14 protein-coding genes are annotated in these 20341 nt (G+C 44.6%); all 14 read right to left on the bottom strand.

Annotated elements, in window-relative coordinates:
- On the bottom strand, positions 1 to 167 hold a 167-nt coding region (locus L5M40_RS18975; protein WP_263257080.1), incomplete at its 3' end, for a transposase.
- A 320-nt stretch (positions 168 to 487) separates the two neighbouring features.
- Positions 488 to 1030 (bottom strand): hypothetical protein, encoded by a 543-nt coding sequence (locus L5M40_RS18970; protein ID WP_263257075.1) that lies wholly within the window; start codon positions 1028 to 1030, stop codon positions 488 to 490.
- Between the two features lie 737 nt (positions 1031 to 1767).
- Positions 1768 to 2829 carry a macro domain-containing protein gene (locus tag L5M40_RS18965; protein WP_071939757.1) on the bottom strand — a complete coding sequence of 354 codons (1062 nt, stop codon included), beginning with the start codon at positions 2827 to 2829 and terminating at the stop codon, positions 1768 to 1770.
- Between the two features lie 8 nt (positions 2830 to 2837).
- Positions 2838 to 3443, bottom strand: a complete 606-nt coding sequence (locus L5M40_RS18960; RefSeq protein WP_263257073.1) for a DUF4433 domain-containing protein — start codon at positions 3441 to 3443, stop codon at positions 2838 to 2840.
- 189 nt (positions 3444 to 3632) lie between these two features.
- A complete protein-coding gene (locus L5M40_RS18955; protein WP_263257072.1) occupies positions 3633 to 4523 on the bottom strand; it encodes a hypothetical protein in 891 nt (296 codons plus the stop codon).
- 708 nt (positions 4524 to 5231) lie between these two features.
- Positions 5232 to 6698, bottom strand: coding sequence for a serine/threonine-protein kinase (locus L5M40_RS18950; protein ID WP_263257071.1), 1467 nt, complete (start codon positions 6696 to 6698; stop codon positions 5232 to 5234).
- Entirely contained in the window at positions 6695 to 7252 is a 558-nt protein-coding gene (locus L5M40_RS18945; RefSeq protein ID WP_197018057.1) for a hypothetical protein, read from the bottom strand. Before L5M40_RS18945 ends, L5M40_RS18950 begins: the two co-directional genes overlap by 4 nt.
- Positions 7245 to 8930 carry a helicase HerA domain-containing protein gene (locus tag L5M40_RS18940; RefSeq protein ID WP_263257070.1) on the bottom strand — a complete coding sequence of 562 codons (1686 nt, stop codon included), beginning with the start codon at positions 8928 to 8930 and terminating at the stop codon, positions 7245 to 7247. Before L5M40_RS18940 ends, L5M40_RS18945 begins: the two co-directional genes overlap by 8 nt.
- Positions 8920 to 10077, bottom strand: a complete 1158-nt coding sequence (locus L5M40_RS18935; protein WP_028760106.1) for a hypothetical protein — start codon at positions 10075 to 10077, stop codon at positions 8920 to 8922. The genes L5M40_RS18940 and L5M40_RS18935 overlap by 11 nt, the downstream gene beginning before the upstream one ends.
- Positions 10078 to 10079: 2 nt before the next feature.
- Positions 10080 to 10928 carry a hypothetical protein gene (locus L5M40_RS18930; protein WP_071939753.1) on the bottom strand — a complete coding sequence of 283 codons (849 nt, stop codon included), beginning with the start codon at positions 10926 to 10928 and terminating at the stop codon, positions 10080 to 10082.
- Between the two features lie 10 nt (positions 10929 to 10938).
- The gene (locus L5M40_RS18925; protein ID WP_263257069.1) at positions 10939 to 15225 is read right to left on the bottom strand and encodes a hypothetical protein; all 4287 of its coding nucleotides are present in this window, start codon (positions 15223 to 15225) and stop codon (positions 10939 to 10941) included.
- Positions 15225 to 16550, bottom strand: coding sequence for a hypothetical protein (locus tag L5M40_RS18920; RefSeq protein WP_263257067.1), 1326 nt, complete (start codon positions 16548 to 16550; stop codon positions 15225 to 15227). The genes L5M40_RS18925 and L5M40_RS18920 overlap by 1 nt, the downstream gene beginning before the upstream one ends.
- Before the next feature lie 29 nt (positions 16551 to 16579).
- On the bottom strand, positions 16580 to 18121 hold the full coding sequence (locus tag L5M40_RS18915) for a restriction endonuclease subunit S (protein ID WP_263257078.1): 1542 nt from the start codon (positions 18119 to 18121) through the stop codon (positions 16580 to 16582).
- Positions 18121 to 20268, bottom strand: coding sequence for a class I SAM-dependent DNA methyltransferase (locus tag L5M40_RS18910; protein ID WP_263257065.1), 2148 nt, complete (start codon positions 20266 to 20268; stop codon positions 18121 to 18123). Before L5M40_RS18910 ends, L5M40_RS18915 begins: the two co-directional genes overlap by 1 nt.
- Positions 20269 to 20341 lie beyond the last annotated feature (73 nt).

Below are 20341 nucleotides of genomic sequence, written 5' to 3'. Positions count from 1 at the left end.
AGCCCTTTGCGCTCGACCTGAAGCTGCGTTACCCACTTACTGACCGTTGATTTACCTACGTTCATGGCTTTGGCTGCCGCTTCTTGTGTATAGCCCTGGTCAATGACTAATTGGGCAGTTTCGAGCTTAATCGCTGCGCTATATCGTGCACGTTTACTTTTATTCATTTTGTCACCTAAATTCGCTATGAATGAGATCATAACATTTCTTATTAGGTGGCCAAATTCAGTGTGCCACTACACTAACAGACAAGCGTGAGATACCACTTGCAGGTGTTTAAGTGGACCACAACGAGTATACTCTCAAAAAAAGGCTTTCCCAAACAGCTTAAATTTGGTCAATCTACTTCTGTTTCTTATGGAGGCTCGTGTGATCTAACGCAAGTTGACGTAGTAACCAATAATGGGAGCTGGACAGTTACCTACTAACATCTGCTCGTGATGGGCGGGAGATAACAAAACCTCTTGCCCATCGGATAATATCGGCTCTAACCAGTAACCTCACCATTATAAAACACGCTGGTCTCCCCATCCTTTTTAAGGATGAGTTTATTTCCGTCAGAGAATGACTCAAGAATTTCAGAGCAACCATCAATTATTTTCTTACCTGTTACGGACTCAATTTTTGTATCGAAAGTAAATGCATAAGTCGTGGCCGGACAGCTATTTCCATTTTCCCCCGTCGAAATAATAATTAAATATTTATCGCCAAAGCGGTATGCCTTTTCAATAACAACGTATCCAGTTGATTCAGGATCTTCGACAACACCTTCGAGCACATTCATAACACCTGCCCTAGATTGGTATTGAAGCGCACTACCGTACTCTTGGATTACTACACTAAACAAATCGTTAGAGTAACCGATGCTATACCCAGTTCTCTCGACATAGAGAGGCTCATACTTCATTAGAGGGGCTGCTTGGTATGAATCTTCCACTTTAGAAGTATTAATTGGCAAAGGAGTTTCAGTGTTTTTATCACAAGCGGCTAGTGTGACAATTAAAACAATCGGTAGATAAAAAATTTTCATTGGCTATCCATAGCTATTTAAGGTTTGAAGGGAAAATGCACACAATCAACATAAGAGTCTTGACACTATCAATGCCATTTCAAGTGCGTATATTCATTTTTCTAGCTTTATGAATCAGTTAACAATTTTGCTACATTGTATTTTTTCTTCATGGAACCATGTCTGACACGCACTGGCTAGGAACCCTAGCGGAGGGAAGACCAATCTTAGGAAGCCAAATTGAAATTTTAAAAAGAGCATCCACCATCTATTGCTCTGAGACTGTCTTATTCTGTTCGCGATCTTAGCTAGCCATACAAAGTATAAAATCATAAATGGGTATGCAAAACTACCTATCAACACTGTTTTTTGACCGCTAGATGCACTATAAAATTTATATGCTATACCAAACAACATAACTAAACATAGAAAGCCAGAGAATCGATAAATAAAATAGGATAACTTAGGAAAAGACCTAACTAAACTTACCAGCATAAAAGATAATATTATAAATCCGATAATACCTAAAATTATATATCCCACTTTACATTCCCTTGTTTATTTATAAGTTAGAATCGTTAACCACAATAGTTGCCAACCTATCGATTTATAATATGTTCCGTTACAGACTAAAGTAGATATTTTTTATGCATTGTGTCACTAGAACACGTCTTTGACGGCATGTAGTGAACCCCTTCCATAAAATATTCAGAATATAATCAAACATTCAGATAACGTCGATTTAACATAAAACCATGTCAAACTTGTGCTTTTAACTCTAGCCAGCCTTGTTCGCTTAAGCGTTCCCATGCTGCAAGAATATGAGCAGGTTTCATTGCAGCCTTTCTCGCATTCCAGCTATGAACTCGCTTAACCAACTCTTCAGCAGACAGTGCAGTATCAGACTCTTGTGTCACAACCCAATGAACCGTTGACAGTAGTTCCATGCCGTTCTGAGACTCATACCCTTCAATTAGCTTAGCGACTTTATCAAAACGTTGCTTAGTCTCTGAGTATTGCTCTAGGAAACCTAAAGCCTCCTTGGCGGCATCATCTTTGAGATCTATAGGTGTCTCTGGCTTATTCAAACCATCGGCATAACCAGAAATAAAGTGACCTTCCATCTTATCAAGTACGTGACGGAGTACATCAGCGTAAGGCCCATAATGATGCTTTTTAAAAACAACCTTATTTAATGGCTCGCCCACCACAGTCAAAAAGTAAACTAACTTTTGCACTTCAAGTAATGACAATCTATAGCCAAAACCGGTAGATACATAGCGGTCGATCAAACCTAGAACAGCTGCTCTACCAATAGTCATTCGTGGGCGTCGAGTTTGATTAGGCATAAGCTCAGCACTAGGCGCTGTTTGTGGTGGATAAATGCGCCAATCAACATCAAGCAACTCAGCTAGGGAAGTATGTATGACTTGCTCAACCTCATGCCAGGGCAAACCACCCAATCCACTGCCTAGAGCAGGAATAGCGACTGACTTTAAGTCAAGACGGCGAACTTCAGCTTTAAGGCTCTCCAAACCTGACTCTATATATTCGAGCTTAGATTGGCCCTTCCAGTGCGCTTTAGTAGGGAAATTAATAATATAAAAAGGAGAATTGATTGAATCAAGTGAAACGGGCAACACAGTACCTGTCACCAAAGACTTATCGTCACAGGCTTTTTTGTACACTTTGAAGTTGTCAGGAAAGGCTTTTTTAAATTGCAAAGCCAAGCCCTTACCCATCACGCCTACTGTATTAACAGTATTGATGATTGCATCAGCTTGATCGTGCAATATGTTGCCTTTGTGATAAGTAATCATTTTAACCTCTAGCAATACCACTGTGGCCGTACAACAACCTCAGGCTTATGCTGTACAGCTTGTAGTAATACGCTCACTTCTTCTGCTATCGCTTGGGTCTTTACCCCAATTTGTCGGATAGTGTGCCATGCCACAGATTCGAATGCCAAAAATTCTGCCTGCTTCTCCTCTTTAAAGTCTGACCAATAGCGTTCATTGATTCGTTTAAGGTCCAACTCATTAATACGAGTGAAATCATCTATTTGTTCGGCATAGTCCAAATCTGCATGTATATCGGTAAAAAAGCAATTATCGTTAGTCAATCGAATGGTGTCGATATCACTGATCAAATGTAATACACGTTCTTGTCCACATTGATAGTCATCATGGCCTTTATGGATCACAAATAACATCACGGATCGAGGGCAAAAATTAAACGGCACATATTGCCCAATAGTCCCACCAGTCGCCACGTTCACAGGGCGAACTAAACGACGCTGTTTAATGTGGCTATAGCCAATATTCTGGTTAACTAAACCAAGTTCAATGCGCTTATGATCGGACCACAAGCATCCTTGGGTGAGAATGCTGATCAGATTATCAATGTGAGTGATATGAGATACTTTGACTGTCATTTTTACCTGTAAATCAATTCATTAGCGTAAACAAGCACTCTTGCCTTATTTATAAGTCAGCTTACTTGGATTTACTCATTAGCCCAAGACCTAATTAAGTACAACATCCTAAGAAACTATTCGACAACCTAAATTGGTGAATGTGTCATGTTTGTGATTCGAGAGGAAATACTTATTGCCTGTAACCCTCTATGTTAAAGACTTAAGTGCCTCTTCGAATTTCAACACTATACGAGAATGCTCCGCGTGACTTCGGGTACGCATTTGGTCTGCCATATTCAGCCATAGATCGAGAGCGGCACGGTACCCAAATTTATCAGTTTCAGGATCGACCCCCTCCAAATATTTATCAGGCTGTAAAATCAGCTCTTCAATTGAAACACGACCTCTTACCTTCAGCCGGAAAGCGTCTTGTGACTCATAATCGTAAACTGGCAATCTTTGCCCTTGTGCAACAGGCTCAAGCAACTTTGCTGCTACGTATGAACCATAAACGATCGCATAATTTCTCAGCATGGATGCCAAATTTGCGGCCAAATAACCTCTACAATTCCAATACCTAACGCAACTGTAATGGACTAATTCAAAACGATATATCGTGCGTTGATTAACCTCTCCCACAGGAACAGATATCACCAACACCCCAGAGTCATCAGGATAAAATAAGTTATTGCTGGTGGGCATGTACAAGGTTGCCCGCAAAGGTAGATGCAATTCAAGTGCAATACTTTTTAGATAGGCATCGAATCCTTGAGGATTTTTATAAAAGGAATGCGGCTCGTAAACCACATCACTGGCACAATCCAACCAATCTCTATTGATACCAAAAAACTGTGAAGCTTTTTCCATCAGATCAGAAGTTAACACTTTAGTAAGTGACTCTGCAGAGTGGCAATCGGCAATGCTCAGGCCGTGCCCAAAGAAATCAGGAATTTGGCCAGGCTTGACACCGTGGGCATCAAACAAGGCAAGGAAGCGGCTAGCGGGAGTTTCAGTCGCTGCGGGCCCCAACTTTGCCCTGAACCAAGAAAGGCATTTTTCTATCAGTTGTAAGCTAGCTAACGTTTCCCCAAATATCATCATCACTCCATGATTAATAAATTCAATAGCTTATCAAACAATCCGCTTATATTCTGCCAAACAAAATCCTATAAAGCTCATCAATACTGTTCACCGCCTGAAACTGTCTTTTGCTTACCCTACGAAGCTGTGGGCGGAGTGTTTTCTTGCCTTCCGCGTTCGCCTTGGTATGTCCTCAAGGGATGGCAGCTTATCACCGGCATCAGCCCCAAAGAAGCTGTAAGGCCCCATCTCAAGAGTATGTTCGTCGAACTCAATCCACACAACACATCCCGAAGGCTTCATCCCCAATGACATATGAATGTTTTGAACAGCTGCGTTACCACCACGTTTATCAAGCGCAGTTGGCAAGCCCTGTATAGCATCTTCGCAGCTAAGAGTTTGTGGGCAGATGTCTATTCCTAGGTAACGGCTTACCGACCTAAGGTACGAAAGATAAGAATCTACGCTGCTCACAACTTTGTCGTTGGACCCGACGCCTTGGCTCATAATAAAGTCGATATATTCTGCTTGGAATTTAATTCCCCCATTTATCACTCTCGAGGAAAATAAAAAACACCTTTTCCTGTCTTAGGGGTAATCAGATAACGGCTACAAAAATCACCCAAATGTCAGGATTCTTCTATCAGCGAGAGTGATAATTGTTAAAGCCTGCAGTAATACAGACCAAAACGGCTCATTGAGCTCATTGAAAAATATTCAAAGTAATTAGATCACTCCTAGTTTCACATACAACTCTTTCTTTTCTTTCATATTGCCGTCAGTTGGCGCTACTCGCAAAGCTGCTTTCAAATAGGCGGCGGCACCAGAATAATCACGCATCTGCTCACAAACTAAGACAAGCTGGCTCAATATATGGAATTTCATTGGAGTAGCTTGGTTTACTTTTTCTAATAAAGCTCTCGCTTCCATATACTTAGCTTCAAGACCCAAAATAGAAGATTCGAGGTATAAAGTTGCTGTATTTTCTTCAATTTGCTTTCTTTGAAGCAACCAAAACTTAGCTTGATTGATATTTCTTAGCTGTAAATTGGCCTTAACAACCAACTCGAAAAGCTCTGCAGGCTGAGTTAACTTGCCCTCAAGCAAGATCGATTTATTGGTCTCAACTACTTTCTCGAAATCGAACAGCCGATTAGCACGATACAACGCAATAAGCTGCTGATGCAGCGCTTGTAGGTCTTTACTTCTATTGTACTCTTGAGATGCTAACAGAGCAGCTTTTGGGTAAAACTGGTCTGACATTGCCTCAAGTACTGCACTTGACCAGTCTTGATCAGGTTTAGTCTGGAAAATTGGTGCGACAGCACCCGCTTTTAGTTGCTTGTTGCTGGCAGCATCAAATGCTTGCATTAATTCTGAAACAGTTGAATAACGATGTTCTGGTTGTTTTTGTAAACAGGTGAGTACAACTAGCTCCAAATCAGCATGAACAGAACTATTAATCTCGGTAGGTCGCTTAAAAGGAGCATGACGTTGCACTTGCGCGGGCGTGTCATGTGGTAACTTTCCCGTCAAAAGCTGATATAACAAAACACCCAAGCTATAAATGTCACCCAGCAATAACTCTTCTAAGCTGCCTTTACGGCAATCCACATTGGAAAATTCAGGCGCTGAATACAAAACTGTTCCACCATTTTCACGGGTGCGAACATAGATCTCTTCAGGTAAAGCTGAGCTACCGAAATCAGTTAACTTCACCAAGTCACGCTCACCAACTAAAATATTATGTGGCTTGATATCTCCATGGGAAATAGGCATTGGGAGCTCTGCCAGATATTGCACAGCGCACAATACTTGGCGATAAATCTTAAATAGTCGCTCATAGGTTTGGCCAAAATTACGCTGTCTATCATCGAGTTTTTGTGCCAAAGTTTGACTTGGAAAATACTCCATTTCGATATAAAACCATTCATTATCAATCCGGCCCATATCAAAAATTTGTACAATGTTGTCGTGCGGCTCAACATCTAACAGCTCTTTACCTTCGGCAAGTTGGCGGTCTTCTCGCGTAATATCCTTAGGAATTTTTACCGCGATAATTTGTCCATCTTGCAGGCGTTCGGCGCGCCATACCCAGCCATGGCTACCATCACCTAGGCATTCAAGTAATAAATATTTATCACCCAGGCGCTTATTTGTACCAGGTAAAAAATGTGCTGATTTTATATTCACATCAACACCTCATAGTGAATTCTATCCAAAGCAATTGAGCTTATGTTTTTTATAAACAAGAAGCGACTAAATACTACCTCAACCTCAGGCTCTGACTGTACAAAGGTACCTGTGGAAGAGGTAAAGCCCGAACGACAGATATCTTTTAGTTTCTGAGTATCAGGAGCACTCACTAAGCCTTGACTCCAAGCACTGAGTACCAAAGTTTTAGGGGTATGCCCCCAGCGTTGCGCTGCCTCTAATAAGTTTTTTAATTTTTCTTCGAGTTTTTGTTGACCACGAATCGAGCCATCAAATCGTTCAAATTCAATTAAACATAAAGGCGATGCCGAGGCTTTCTCAAACCAACCTGAATCTGAGCGAATATCAGCTCCAAAAGTACCCGGCGCAGGGCATTCCACCATAGCCATAAATGATTGCTCGTGCCCAAAGGTATTCCAGACACTACACCCCAAGCTATGGACCAAAACATCTTGGTCCAATAGTTTACCGCTAATCATTAATGGAAAAGCTTCGTTTATCCAAGCAACCTCAGGCATGGGTAGCTTAGCCATTGAAGGAGCCCCAAACACGTAATACTTCAGGTGATTCACCACCGTGAATAAGCGCCTTACTCCCCACTTTAACCAACAGCGGAGCCGGAATAGAACGGCCACACACTAAAGCTTCACCGGTTGATAAACTCGGTAATTCGTCCAAGTCCGCTTTACTCACCATATCTGATGCTTTGGCGATAAAACGTTGATCATCGGGGTTTTTCAAGCGCATTGTAATCAATGTATTGCACTGAGAAGTGACGTCTGAGTCCAATTTAGAAGGGCGCTGGCTGACAATGCCAAAACCAACTCCGAACTTACGGCCTTCACCGGCAATCTTTTTAATGATCCGGTGGCTTACTGCGTTACCACCAGCAGGGGCAAAGTTATGGCCTTCTTCGTATACAATAAAACATGGTCGAAGTGGATCTGTTTTGCTTGAAGCAGCCTTTAAAATCTCGCTCGACAACAGTGCACAAACGACTTGTTTTGCGGTATCACTCAAACCTTGCAAGTCTACAACTACTAAACGCCCTTGTTGATTGCTCGGACGTCCGACCATTTTATAAATATCGGTCGGCTCAGCCATAGTTGCACTGTAAAAACTTTGTGCTTCGTTCAGCACGCGCGAAAGCTTCATCGAAGCAACAGCAGCACTCCGACCCGATAGCGCCTTCGCTTCAGCTTCAGAAAGGTCTCCCCACTCTTTAAGCTCTTCAATACCATCGCCTAGTAAATGCCTTAGTCGATTAATATCACGAGGCTCTACTTTATCTACAGACCGCCAATAGCGAATAGCCACATCCAACACGCGCTGTTGCGGCTCCGTTAAGCCCGGTAAAATCTCTGCAATATCATCCATTTCAAAATGGTCGAATTGAAGGGCCAACGGTATATTTTTGCTAGCGTATTTATGTTTAAACGATTCATGCTGTGGCGAGAACACCTTAATACCCGCGCCAGCGGCTTGTAGCTTTTCAAAGGTCTGTTTGATCAGTGGCAGCGCTTCTTGATCGCGCTTATCGTCGCTAGCATCTAACAAACTAGAGAATTGCAGGTTGCCGCCAGCAAGAGCTTTGCCGTATTCACCATGAGGGTCAAACACCACCACAGTACCATTATTGATGGCAACTAAGCGCTCGATGATACGGCCAACCGTGTATGACTTTCCTGACCCTGTCATCGCTAAAACAGCCAAATGCTCAGTAACCAGCTTATTCACATCAATAAAAACAGGAACCGTATTCTCACCTTTGTCGTAGCCAACCAAGTTGCCAAGGTGCAAGCTGGAGTGCTCATTAAACTCGTAAAAATCACTCAAGAACTGAAAATCTACGGTCTCAACAGCAGTACCAGGATTGAGTGGCCGACGCGGTATCTTGATCTGTCGAGAAATCGGATCGCGATAACCAACTAGCTCGACTTGAGCAAACATATTCTCGCCGGTAACATTCGCCCCCGGTAAAAGCTCAAGCTCAGTTACACCATCGCCAAAGCCTGCGTTATACAACATATTAGTACGGCTTATTTTCATTACGCGGCCTAGTACAGCGACTTCGCCTTCATCTTTACGCTCTTGATGCATAATGCGAACAAACTCACCACGACGCACTGAAAATGAATCTTTCACCACCATAGTTAACTGGCTGGCATCGCCGGTATTACCGACCAATTTACCTAAAACTTTATAAGCCATTATTCATTCCCTCATCTAAGCCAGCCAACCAGCCTGCCTCAATCTCATTATTCTTAAGTGCGCCGTGTAAACCTTGGCGATAAAACTTGGCAAACTTTGGCAAAATACCAAGTTGTTGATAACCAAGTAATTGTGGTAATGGCATAGCATTACCTTTATTTTGCATATCCAGCACCATCAGCCGAGACGCAACTAAATCTAGGTCCGCGCTTTTCCAATCAGGTTCATCACCGGCTAACTGTATCATTTTTATCTGCCCGCCACGGGCACTACGAAAATGAAAGCCAATTAACCCTTGCTTAGCTTCAGTGCTGGGCTCAATGCGGTTTTCTTGTTCTGACAAGCGAAAGGCAATAGTTCGCGAATAGTTACCCAAGATGCCGTTGATAAAACGCAAGTCACCAACGCCAATCAAACTTTCATCCAACCCTGCCAGGTTTTGTAACAGTTCGCTAGAAAACCCGTCAGACTCTAAAATCTGCTTGCGACCTTGCTCATAGCGCAAATCTTGCTTCGCAATACTCACAATAGCGCTAAAACGCTCGGCTAGAATACTGGCCAGCACTACACCAGTTTGATTCCATGGGAACAGTTTCGAACGATGATTTTGCCAAAATGCTTCTATTGTTTGCTTGGTCTTTTCGTATTCATGCTTATGGCGAAGGTTGCGCTCAAGTGGTGCCATATCCCGCGCTAAAAACAGTGGCGTATCGAGTAAAATTAAATCACAAGGCTCTTGGGTTAACAGTTGTTTTTCAACCAACTGGTAAGCTTGACGAATTTCTATCAAATCAAGTCGCTTACGCTGCGCTTCAAAATCAATGTCGTCCAGTTCCGAGACTGAATCGCCACCTAGGGTGCTGACTCTGTTTTCGTCTATTAGTAAGTCGGTACGCACAGCTGCACTGGCGTAAATAAAGCCACCTAATGCTTTGTCTATACACGATTTGGTCGCAATCCCTGCGACGCGTAAATTAACTACCGTAGGCTTAGGTACCGCCTTCACTAAGCCTGCATCACGAAACAGTGGTGCTACTTGCTCAATATCGCGAATTTGTTTGAGTAAACGCCCGGCGCTACCTGGTAAACGCAGTTGACTATCAATGGCAAGTGACTGAGCTAAATTCATAGTTTTATTTTCATTCATGCTTATAGCGCTCCTGTGTTTAACTGCTCGCTAAGTAGCGGTGAATAGGTCCAATATTGCGAGGCTTGTAAGCTGTTTTTACCGGATTCAGTCAAACCCGCTTCGTTAATAAAACCATGCTGTAGCAATACTTTGCTGCGTTTTGTGATATCAAGGCTATGCACATCAAACATCAACCTAACCGCATGATTCTCGGTAAGCGCTGTGAGACTTTTACCCTTTCCGGCGTGTAGCAGTAACAAAATAACCAAATCGTATTTGTCGGGCGAATAATCTGCTAACTCAGCCTTTGCCTCAGCAATAGGTGCCGCTAGGCCCGCATGGTCGACAAACCAATTTAGCCAGTCAACTAAAGCATCGCTGTGGTCGAGTAAACTTAATGACCACAAAGGCAAAGTCGTCACCGCAAATAACCCACTGTTGCTGTGTTTGCGAACATAGCGTGTATGTACCACATCGCCCACCATATGCTGATTGCGATCAGCATTACCAGCAAAACCAATAATGGAGAGGTTTGTCTCACTCGCGAGCAACGCAGCTAATCCAGGCTCTTGAGCAATAAAAGCAGCTGGTGCAAATGTCCAATCCAGCGCTGACGGTAAATGAGCCAATTCATCTAGTTGCTCTGTTTGAGGATTAATGATCAAAGCTGCGCAGCCTGCTTGCATGGCCCATTGGTACAAGCCCTGTAATGTATAATTACTGGTTAACTCCTCTGCTTGCACCAACAACAAACCACTAGTTGGCGGTGAATTCAGCCACTCGGCCTCCAATGGTTGTGCCCCCGCAACCGTTTGTAAGAAGCGGCCTTTACGATTAGAGGCCAGTGCCGATGACAAATAAAAACTCATCACGTCACCTCTATAATCCTGTGGCAAACGTTAAGCGCATTTTGACGATACCTTTAGCAACCAAACCTTGTTGCTGTTCGGGTGTTAACGCGGGCTCTTGATTTTGACTTAGCGCCTGATAGAGCGTCTGCCACTGCGCCAGTGTTAGTCCTGTGCCCTGTAAAATGGTTTCACCTTGCATTTGCCAATCGCTCAATGTTTTATCACACACCATCACCAGTTCACTCACCCCTAATTTGGCCACATCAGTTAATGCCAAGTCAGTCGGAATTGCTTTTTGCTGCGAAGCTAGCAGTGGCTTTAATACTGGCAACCAGCTATTGACCTGCTCGATGGCGGAGCGTTTTACTTGGCTTAAACGTTCCTCAATTTTTAATATCTGACCTTGAATAGGCGCAATTTGTCCGCGTGCAGATTTTAATAGTTCTTCAGGTAAATCACGTAATCCCGAAAACTGACCATTGCGCAAACTGGTTTGCATGCTTTGGCGTTTGCTTTCAGCATCACTTGGTAAATCTGCAATCGCATCTCCGATCAGTTGTAGTTTCATAACCAGCTTGGGTAGCTCAGCAATATCAGCAGCGTGTTCATAGTCAGCTGTGGCGCTACTGAGTAATTGTTGTAACTGCTGGACACGTTGGTTTTGCTCGGCGAGGTTATTCACTAACTTCTCAAAGCGCTCTTTACAGTTACGGTAACTGGCTAAAATATGCCCTTGGATTTCAGCTATCGGCAACTGCTGTTCAGTATGCAGGTTTAACCCCATTTCATTAGCAAGTGCTGCAAGCTTGTCATGCGCTTTGCCTAAATCAAGTTTACGCAGGTAGTGCAATAAAGTGTCACTGCCAGCTTGCTGCTCTTTTTGGCCTGTGGCACTGCTGGCATCGTCTTTTAATGCGCCATCTAAAATATGGCCAATGGTGCGCAGAGTGTTGGTGTATAAACTTTTTGGAAAATGAGTGAGCGCTGTACAGTCTGCATCAACATCTTTGATTAAATCGGCGAGTCGATGATTAATACGCTCGGCACTACGTTCGACAAATTCAGCAAATAAACAGGCCTGTTCAACCCGCTGATAAAGCGAAGTTTTTTTGTCTTCTAAATCAAGAATGTGTGCATCTTTAAGCGTAGGCTTGCTGCTATTAAGCGGTTTAACCTTAGCAACTAACGCCAACACTTCAGCCCGTTTGTTGATAAGCCCAGCCAGCACCTGGGTGTCACTGACTTCGGTAATATCAGGTAATTGCTCTTCTTGCTGTTTCAGTTTAGTGAAGAGTATTTGTGCTTTTTCCAGCTGTTCATTGGCTTCGACCGTGGCATAGCCCAACTGGTTTGTACCTAGCGGCGCGAATACTTCATTAATGCGGCCATAGCCATATACGCGGCTCATCACTGTCACGTTGGCTTTGTAGCTGTCTATGGCGTTACCGCTAAACCAGTTTTGCGCCTCGATAATGGCATTTTCTAAACGGGCGCGTGGGTAGTTTTCCCAAATTGCTTGTTTTTCGGTTGGGTTAGTTAGGGTGAGTAAATTCAGCTCACCACACCACCACATCCAATCATTAAACACACCTCTGGCGGTAATACTGGTTTCGGCGACATAGGCAAAATAAAACTGCTGCTTAAAACGTTCAAACTGCCATTTGTACTGTTTATTGGGGTGCGCAATACGAGCTAAAAATAGCGGGATTTGCGCAGTACTTCGCTGCACATTATTCAGCTCGGTAAACAATCCAGCGTGTTCATCAGTGGTATAGCCTTTGGCCATATAACTGCCGGGCACTTTGAGCTTGTCTAATAAACTGTTGAGTTCATCCACCGGCACACCGTGTTGCTGCTGCAAATCCAGTACGCCGTTAAGCTCTGGATGGGCAATGGCTAGTTGATACCAGCCAGTAAACAATAAGTCGCGATCATTTGGCGATAACTTACCGTCTACTTTTAGCGGCCAAGCAATCAAACCTCGTTGTTGTAAACGCTGGCGCCATTTGTGGATTGCATCGTTGGCAAAAGTGCTTAAGGCATTTAGCTTATTTTTAAACTTGGCAGTAAAACTCTCGGAACTTAAGGTAACACTATGTTGCTGACAGACTGCCAAGCTTAAGCCGATGCGTTCTAACTGGTCCGCTTCGCTTGGATTGACATAGTGCAACAGTATTGCATCACGCAATTCAGTGCTGTCATCCAAGCGGCTGTATTGCTCCATTAAATGGGCAGAAGCGGTGAGCGCTAATACGGGCGTGCGGCCATGTTGGCGACTGTACTCAGCGGCAAAAGTATGTAGCTTATTAAGCTCATTCAGGTTACTCACCCAAGCAAATAAGGCTTTACCATCTGGGTGTAACTTAAAGCCTTCTAATGTAAACAGGCCACCTTGGCGGCTTTTCGGCTCGGTTAGTATGGCAAGCGGTGCATCATCTGCGCCGGCTTTATTGTTCAGTAAGTTTTCGTCGTAACCCCAGTTATTATCCAGCAAGCGGATAAAGCCAGTGACACGGGTTAAGGCTTTAAAAATGGGTTTTTGGCTGCTTTGTTTAGCCAGTTCAGCCATCGCCTGTTCGTGGCCATCGCCCATGCTTGGGTCTTTAAAAATCAGCGAGTTTTGCTGCGCGCTGCGATAACGTAAATCTAAACGCAATAACATCGCTACGCTCGGGCCAATATGTGTCGCTTCGCTGGCATCCAGCTCGGCGGTATCGCCGACTAATTTATGCCATAGGGCATCGGCAGCAAATTCAATCGCCGGGTGGTCGTACAATAAGCTCAGTAAGTATTTAAACTCACCTTTGGATAACGGCAGTAACACCGCGCCTTTATCGCCGCTGGCAGCCCGCTCCTTAATTGAGAAGGTACGCAGGTTATCGAGCAAGGTATCCAAACTGAGCGCTTGATCTACTGCGGGGTATATCCATTCATCATTCTTACGCACAAACTTAGCTTGCTCTAAGGCTTGGCGACACTGTAGGCGATCAATACTGAGTTTGCGGTAATAAGCGGCAATCGGCTCTTGGTCTTCATTTTTCAATGCCAGCAGTGCTGTGGCTTGGCTTACTTCAGCTAAACTCACGGGTAATTGGCCATACAGCAAACTGCGGCACTGGCCTAATAAAGCTCTATCACGAGTTTGAATCCCTTCAATGGCGCCTTTATCCAGCACGTGTTTGGCCACACGGCCAGAGCCAGTCAACACCGCTTCAAACAATTCACCCACATCATCAATAGTGCGGTCAGCTTGTTGATATTGACTGAGTACCGCATCCACATTGGCCATGACCACGTTAAACCAACCAAAGTTGGCACCACTCATGGCATAGGCGGCTTCCACCAAACCCGCTGGGTAATCAAAAGCCAGTTTGCCGGCTGTTAATAGGCTGGCGACATAGTCCGATACATCGGCAAAAGCATTGTGTTCAAGCTCGACTAATTCAAAACGACGCGCCACTGATTGAATTTCGCGTAGTTGCTGGCCCAATAGTGGTGAACACAGTGCGACATAACGCAGCCAAGGCAGTTTGCGGCGTGGGTCTTCTTCTTTAATCGCTTTACCAATTAAGCGAATGGCTTGGCCATCGAGGCGTTTGTTTTGCTCGTCTTCTAAACCAAAAGTGGCAGCTTCGGCGACGGTTTCTAACTCATCGAGTACCACCAACACATACTGCACACCAAAGCGTTTAAGCACATCGTAGGCCGCTTGCACTAACCCCACCACTAAGGTTTGATTGATGTAGAGGTCTTCTTCGCTATGATTTTTATCTAGCTGTAGCGCATCAGCCAATAGCGCAGCGTTAAAGCCAAATGGCATGAGGCGCTCATAAGCTTGTTTGGCAATTTCACTTTGAATGGAGCCATCAAAGGCTTGTGTCGCCAGTGGCAACAGCGCCTGATACAAACCAAAAGCAAACCAGTTATCGGAGTTTTGATAATCAGATGCCACTTGCGAATAACGAATATACAACGCCAGGTATTTATCTTGCGCTTCGCGATTAAACAACTGCTGGTTGTGCAACTGGCCTTGCTCGTCACGCACAAACCAACCTTTTGAGCAGTCGTTAATTTGTGCCACGAGCTCATGACCTAAACGGGATTTACCTCGGCCCCATTCTGCCTCCACCGCAAATACATGGGCAAAGCGGTCATCATCATGATCAACCGTATGTAAAAAGGTTTGAAAGCGTTTAAAAAAGCGGCTTTGACCAACTAACGGATCTCGTGGAGGGTAATCCGACACACCAGTCGCGGCCCAGCGATGTTGCTTAGCAAGTTTATCGACCATTCCAGCATCTAAATCAAAACTCATCACAAAAATCCTTCTAAGTTAATCCTGTTGCCCGCTCTGGCATTTTTCTTGTTGGTATAACTTGCTTGCGCCAGTTGCTTAATTGTCTGTTGTAGGTGTTGGCTTTTATAGCCAAACAATGGCGCTAACGGCAGGCTGTAACAGGCATCGCTAAACTCGGGGTGAATGCGGTAATGACCGGGTTCGCCCCTGCCCGCCTCAGTAAACTGCCAGATTTTTTTCGCCAATAATTCAGTAATAAATGAGCTCAGCGCACGGTTTAATTGCTGCGTACCCTCTGCGCTATTTGTTAGTGCGGGATAAAGAGCAATATTCAGCTCGTTCAGTAATTGCACTAAAAACTCGGCCAAACTGCCCAAGTTCACTTCATCGCCGTCAATGCCTTGTACCGCCACATTCACTTGGCTTGGGGCAAAAGCGTTTTGCCCGGCAGGTAAAGTCAGCAATAAACCGCCGCGCTGCTCGGCGGCCCAAGCATCTTGCACAAAGCTAAGTAGGCTTAATAAAAACCACCACGGCTGCTGGGCAAAGTGCTCAATGTATGTCGCCTCAGCATTCACGGGCTGCGACACCAACAACCAATCGGTACTTGGTTTGAGGGGCGATTTAATGGGCTGCTTGAGGTTGAATTCACTCAATAACGATTCAGGCAGCACCAATAAACGGCCTCGGCACCAGTTACTGGCCAGTTGTTTGGCGGTGTTATCGATAGGTTGGATTGGCGCGAGTACTTCAGCCTGTTCGCTTAACGTGTGCAGGGTAAAACAAGCACGCAAAAGTCGGCATAACGCTGGAATAGCGGCGTTATCGTTGAGGCTGTGGCCGAGTAAATCGCGCTCCAATTGCGAGAGTGGCCCAGCGATAATTTGTGGATTAGCATCAGCCCTTTCTAGCTGCGCCAATACCCATGCACTGGCATTGCCCAATTGTTGAATGAGTTTAACCAATACTTGTGGGTCGTTCATTGCGCCCGCTTCACGGCAGCGGGCAGTGGCTAAATTCAGCCAATGGGCACGTACCTCTGGGTTTAAGCCCAAGAGCGCCAATTGCCATTCACCTAATTGGCTGAGTTCGCTGTAAGTATCCAGCAATGGTTCGCTTAGGCAATAGGCGTTGCTTTTTTCATTGACATCGCCTGTTATATCGCCAACTGCACCCGCCGAAATTGGCTGTAATAGTTTTTTAAGTTCAGGAATGGCGGCCAATAACACGGCGGTTTTACTGGCCGCTAAGCCGCCACTAAACCAAAGCTGGCTAAGCAGTTGGCAACAGCCTTGCGCTGCCTCATGGCTTAACAGGCTACTGGCTTGCGCGTGACTAGCCATGTTGCTGTCCTTATCAACGGCCACCATGCTTACTCCTCCGCCTCAGTTTGAGCTGCGCTTTCTAGCAAGCGGTACAGCTCATCAATATCGCTAAATAGCGGAGTGGCACCGTCAATGGCATAACCTTCGTTGCTGAGCTTGCTTAAAATCGCTTGATCTAAGCTGTTGTCGCCATCATTCAAAGCTTGCTGAACTTGGATCAGTTGTTGCTCGGTGAGTTGGCCTTCAATTAGGGATTCGACGAGGGTTTTGGCGGCGCTTGTGAGTGACTTAGATAGGCTTACGGCACTTATTTGTTCTATCAATAATTTATCAATCTCTGTTTGGAACTCCTGCGGTGCTTTCCATATAGCAATTGAACTTAATTCCTCGGTATTTATATTCAGCTGCACAGCACCATTTTCTAATCGTCGAAATTGTTGCTGTCCCACCCAAGAATTTAAGTACCAGCTAACGTAAGCAGGTAGATACGAGTTTGTCGCTAGTTTGCATTTAATAATGAAAGACCCATACCAATATTTTGCATGTTCAGCAGCTACATAAGTTGTTACGCCGACTGTACCACTTCGTGTAATTAGAATATCGCCTTCTTCAACATAAGCAGTTTTAAGCGCATCCTCTAAAGACTTATTCAGATAAACTATATCGTCTTGATTAATTCTGTTAGGTGATAGAGCGTTACCACGAATAAAAGGTAACCCCTCAGAGTTTACGTAGTTTGCAGCTATAGATGCCCCGTATTTAAAACCCGAGCAAATACTACCAAAGCTTTCAAATTCATTATTGAATTGAGCATAAAGATCAAGATGCTTCTTTGCATAGTAACGCGCATCTAATCTATTTTCCGTCAGAAATTCTAAGGTCGCTTTTGAGTGTTTAGCTTCTGCTATCGCAGGCTTTGAGATCGGAATTTGGTTTTCAAATAACGCTAATTTGACTTCCAACCGCTTCGCCCAAGCGCGCAGTTGCTCGGCTTGGCGAACTTTATCCCCGATGTATTTTTGGGTGGCCTTCTTAAACAAGCTTACATGAACTTCTCGTAAATCCTCTAGGTTAATACCAGCTTGAACAGAGCCTGTGATCTGTCTTTCTAATCGTTTCTGACCATGCCGGCTACTTAAAAAAACGACTAGGTAATACGGGTCAATTTTCGATGAATCTACTCTAACTCTTGATATGTGCCTATTTATGTTACAGTTGGCACCTGATTTCACATTCAGAATTGCTGGTCTTCCAACATAGCCACCAATTGCAATGAGAACATCACCTGTCTTTGCTACAGAGCGTTTAAAAGACTCATAAACAGTCTTCGATACCTCATCGCAATCATCAGAATCTACAAACATACCTTGGAACTTTTCAGCTTTAGCAACCCTGTATAACCCTTCAGATGTGCCTTCTGGCTTTAAAATGCCATAGACTATTGGAGCGTCCTCTGTTCGGAGACTTTCTAATGCTTCACTAGAGAGAGCTGATAGCTTCTTTTCATTCACAATTTGTTCTGGTGAATAAAAGTTTGGATCAAGTCTTTTTGCCGTTAATTCTGACTTCTTTAACGAGTAAGCAAACATCACTCACCCCGCTTATAAGCCGAGACAATCTTATCCAGATCGTTCGCCACACCGGCGTTATAGTCTTCGATATTGTTTTTCACCACATAACCTAAGGTTTCGGCCACCGCCATAAACACCTCGGTTTGCTGTTCTGGTAAAAACTGCTCGGGCTGATTCGGGTTAGCATGGCGTTTTTGCAAATACAAAATCGAGGTTTTTGCGCCTGTGCCAGAGAGCTTAAAACAATCGCTCGGCAATGAAATCACCGCTTTCACTATGGCTTTACCGCCGACAAACTCGCCGGTTTGTTCGTCTTTTTTACCCATGATGTATTCGCGCACATACCTATCGCCAGAGTTACACAAAATGCCATCGGGCAGCACTATCATTAAGCGGCCACCGGATTTGAGCAGTTGCAAGCAGCGGTCGATAAACAGTACCGCTGGGTCAATGGTGGCGCCGACTTGTTTCCAGTTGCCTTTGCCATCGGGTTTGCTGCCAAGGGCTAGGCCTGAAGTGCTGGGATGTAAGCTGTAAACAGGTTTTTTATCACTACCACCGGTTTGGCGTAAATCGGTGCGGTAACCCGCCCATTTCGGCTCGCCATTATCATCCAGTTCGAGATCACCAGTGTTTTCCCACTTCATTTTTAAATGGTCGTAGTAAGCGTTATAGCTATCGACCACTTTTGCAGCCGGACGGAAACCACCGAGTACTTGCTCCATATTGGCTTCGTAATTGGCTTTGGAGCTTTGGCCGTTTTTGCCTTTATCAAACTTAGGTGTACCAAAGGGCGGATTGGTGCAAATTAAATCAAAGCTATTAGGTTTAAGCGCTTGGGTTGTGAGTGAGTTATCGGTATAAAAAATTTGCGCTTTGGGTGCGCCTTGCAATGCCATATTGACCCGAGCCAGCATGACCATACGCGGCGCGGCATCGGCTCCAGTAAAGGCGTGGTTGCGCAGTTGTTGTTTTAGGGTTTCTTTTTTATCGTCAGCCATGACCAGTTGATAGTCGATTAACTTGACTAATTGGCTAAGCGCGACTGAACCAAAGCCGAAAGAGCCGCAGGTGGGATCGCAAAAACGAAAATCGCCATTGGCAAGGCGAGCAATGGCTGCATCGTCGTTGGCGATGTCGTTTATAGCTATTTCGAGCATGGCTTGTTTGACTGGGTTTGGGGTGAGGTATACACCAAGGCCACCTTTGGATTCAAAGTTAGCGCGTAGGAATACGTCGAACACTCGGCCGAGTAAATCGCCAGAGACATCGCCTAACGTACCGTACTCTTTAACGATTTTGCCATCGTTGCTTTTTAGCGGCCCTAAATTTTGCAGCGCTTCGAGTAAATCAAGGTAGTTTTTTGCAACAGATAAACGTAAGTGGGTATCTTCTGAGAAAATGGCATTGCGCGTGCCGTCGTCGCTGGTGACCACGTAGTCGGGGTGCGATTTAAATTGATTAAAGGCGTCTTTAATTAAGTCTACCGCGTTATCACCCTCGGCTTGCACGAAGTGCCAGTTAAATACGCTGCTGAACAGGTGCTCATTGCCGAACTTATCATTAAAGGTGATATCGGGATGGTAAATGCGAAAGCTTTCTAAAAATAGCAGCTTGGCCACTTCTTCAATGATGTCGTTTTTGTCGTTCACTTTGTCTTTGGTAACGCGATAGACGTTTTCGTGAAACGCATCAAAGCGGTGCATTAAACGGGTGTAAATACGCATCGACCAACGAAATGTTGGATCGCGTTCTAGACGGTCAAAGCTACGTAACTCTTCGAGGCTGGGCAGTTCATCAACGCCATGGGTGCCGTCGGAGCCATCGGCACCAAATAAGGCTAAAACGCGCTGGTTGGTGCCATCAGCCACCACGGCAAACACTGGCCAATCTTGATCGGCATCCAAATCATTTAGCAAATGGTCGGTTGCCAATTCATCGAATTTGGCGGTGTCGGCAGCATATTCCCAATGACCTTCGGCCAGTGAGACTAACATAACTGGAGGCGTTAAGTTACCTTCTACCAAGCCTTGAATAAGACCCGCTTTAGCAAATTCATGCTCAGGTAGCTCAATTAATGGCTCTGTGAACTCGGTGTGTTGCTTGGTCAGCTCATTAAACAACTGTTCAAGCTGTTGCTTTGGTGATGTTGTATCTTTTGCCATGATATTTTCTTAATTCTTATCTTAAGTCGTTCAACGATGCCTTTGGGTTGGTTGCGGTTACTGAACCTGAAAA

The organism is Shewanella sp. SM68 (assembly GCF_025653925.1).
GTDB lineage: Bacteria > Pseudomonadota > Gammaproteobacteria > Enterobacterales > Shewanellaceae > Shewanella > Shewanella oncorhynchi.
Note: the sequence above shows the minus strand (reverse complement) of the source record. Positions and strands in the feature narration are given on the sequence as shown.